Here is a 2,408-nt window from a genome sequence, read left to right as displayed (position 1 = left end):
GGGGTTCCTCGCCGGGCCGGCCGTCCTGCCGCCCGGGGCTGCCGCCGCGCCGGGGGCCGAGCCCGCCACGGCGTCCCGCCTGCAACCCGGCCTGCGCCTGGGGCCCTGGGCCCTGGTGGGCCCGCTGGGGGCCGGCGGCATGGCCGAGGTCTGGACCGTGGCCCGGGCCGACGGGGCCTGGGAGGGTGAGGCGGCGGTCAAGCTGCTCAAGCCCGCCCTGGCCAGCGGGCTGGTGCTCTCCCGCTTTGCCCAGGAGCAGCAGGCCCTGGCGCGGTTGAGCCACCCGCACATCGCCCGCCTGCTGGACGCCGGCCACACCCCCTGGGGCCAGCCCTTCTTTGTCATGGAGAAGGTGCGCGGCCAGCCACTGGATCAGGTTTGCCGCGAGCTGCCGCTGGAGCGGCGCCTGGAGCTGTTCCTGCAGCTGGCCGATGCGGTGGCTTACGCCCACCGCAACCTGCTGGTGCACCGTGACCTCAAGCCCAGCAACGTCATGGTTGACGAGCAGGGCCAAGTCAAGCTGCTGGACTTCGGCATCGCCAAGGCCCTGGACCCGCTGGAGCCTGCGCAGGCCCAGGACGGCGCGCTCACCCACACCGGCGCGCGTCCCTTCACCCCGCTCTATGCCAGCCCGGAGCAGGTGCGTGGCGAGCCCGTCAGCACCGCCACCGACCTCTACAGCTTGGGCGTGCTGCTCTACGTCCTGCTCACCGGTCTGCGCCCTTATGGCCGCCATGCCACCACCCCCCTGCAGGCCGCCCGCAGTGTGCTGGAGGAGGAGCCCACGCGCCCCAGTGCCCTGAGCCCGGCCGAGGTGGCCGATCCGCACTGGCTGCAGCACCGCCGCCGCCTGCGCGGCGACCTGGACAACATCCTGCTCAAGGCGCTGGAGAAGGCGCCTGACCGCCGCTACGCCACGGTGGAGGCCATGGCGCGGGATGTCCGCGCCTTCCTGGCCCACGAACCCGTCAGCGCCCACGCGCCCTCCTGGTCCTACCGCGCGGGCAAGTTCATCGCCCGCAACCGTGCGGCCAGCCTGGCGTCGGCCGTGGCGGCGCTGGCGCTGGTGGTGGGCAGCGTCGTCTCGGTGTGGCAGGCCCGCGAGGCGCAGGCCCAGCGCGACGAGGCCCGCCGCCACTTCACCCAGGTGCGCCAGCTGGCCCGGCAGCTGGTCTTCAAGTACCACGACCAGATTGAGCACCTGCCCGGCGCCACCGCGGCCCGGGAGGCCCTGCTGCAGGACGCGGTGACCTTCCTAGACGGGCTGCAGGAGGCGGCCGCCACCGACCCCGCCCTGGCCCGGGAGCTGGCCGAGACCTACTACCGTATCAGCCGCCTGCAGGGCGGCAACGGCACCATCCACACCGGCCAGTACACAGCCGCCCGGCGCAACATCGAGCGGGCCGTCCAGACCTCCCTGCTGTACCTGCAGGCGCCCGGCGTGACGGTGGCCGACATGGCCGTGGCGCTGAACATGCGCACCACGCTGGTGGAGGTGCTGCAGCGCGAGGGGCGGCTGCACAGTGCGCAAAGCGTGCTGGAACAGGCCCGCCCCCTGCTGGAGCGCCTGCTGGCCCGTGCGCCGCGGGACACCTGGAGCCTGAGCAGCGCCGTCAGCTTCCACCTGGTGGCCGCGCGCCTGGCCGGCACCCAGCACGATGTGGCCCATCAGGGGGATTGGCTGCAGGCCTGCGGCCATGCCCAGCAGGCCTGGGAGGCGGCCCTGGCCACCGAGCGCGCGGATCCGGTCAACGTCTACCTGCCCGACACCCAGGCCTTTGCCCTGCGCGAGCGCGGCCAGTGCCGGCTGATGCAGGACGATCCGGCCGGGGCGCAGGCGCTGTTCGAGCAGGAGCTGCGGCTGCGCGCCTTCATGGTGGACAAGTTCCCGCAGGATGCGGATTTCCAGTACCAGCAGGCCGTGGCCCTGGCCTTGCTGGCCCGCAGCCTGCTGGCGCAGGCCCGGCCGGAGGCCGCCCTGGCGCCGCAGGGCCAGGCCCTGGACCGGCTGGAGCGGGCCAGGGCCCGCGATGTGGGCAACCAGGCGGCCACCGGCCTGCGCCAGCGCCTGCTGCTGCAGACGGCGGAGCTGCAGCTCGCTGCCGGGCAGCACGACGCTGCCGCCCGGGCCATGGCCCGCTGGTGGGAGGGGGCGGCGCTGCCTGCGGTGCCGCCGCAGCAGCTGCCGTTCGCGCAGCGGCTGTCGCGCGCGTCCGGGTTGGTGCTGGCCGCGCGGGTGGCGCTGGCCGCGCCGGGCCCGGTGGCAAGGCTGGCGCCCGTGGAGGGCTGGATGCAGGAGGCCCAGCGCCTGCTGGCGGTGGAGGAGGGGGCGGCAGGCCATGCCACCCAGCGGGCCTGGCTGGCGCTGGCCCAGGCCGCCCAGGCCCAGGCCCGGCGCCGGCTGGGGC

Annotated in this window: 1 protein-coding gene; it reads left to right on the top strand. The window is 74.9% G+C overall.

Features of this window, described 5'->3' with window-relative positions; all coding sequences use genetic code 11:
• Positions 1-2,408, top strand: a 2,408-nt coding sequence (locus tag G3A44_RS23080; RefSeq protein WP_163460101.1) for a serine/threonine-protein kinase, incomplete at both ends; no start/stop codon positions are given.

This window comes from Ideonella livida (assembly GCF_010499455.1).
Lineage (GTDB): Bacteria > Pseudomonadota > Gammaproteobacteria > Burkholderiales > Burkholderiaceae_C > Ideonella > Ideonella livida.
This window is presented reverse-complemented; position numbering and strand designations above follow the sequence as displayed.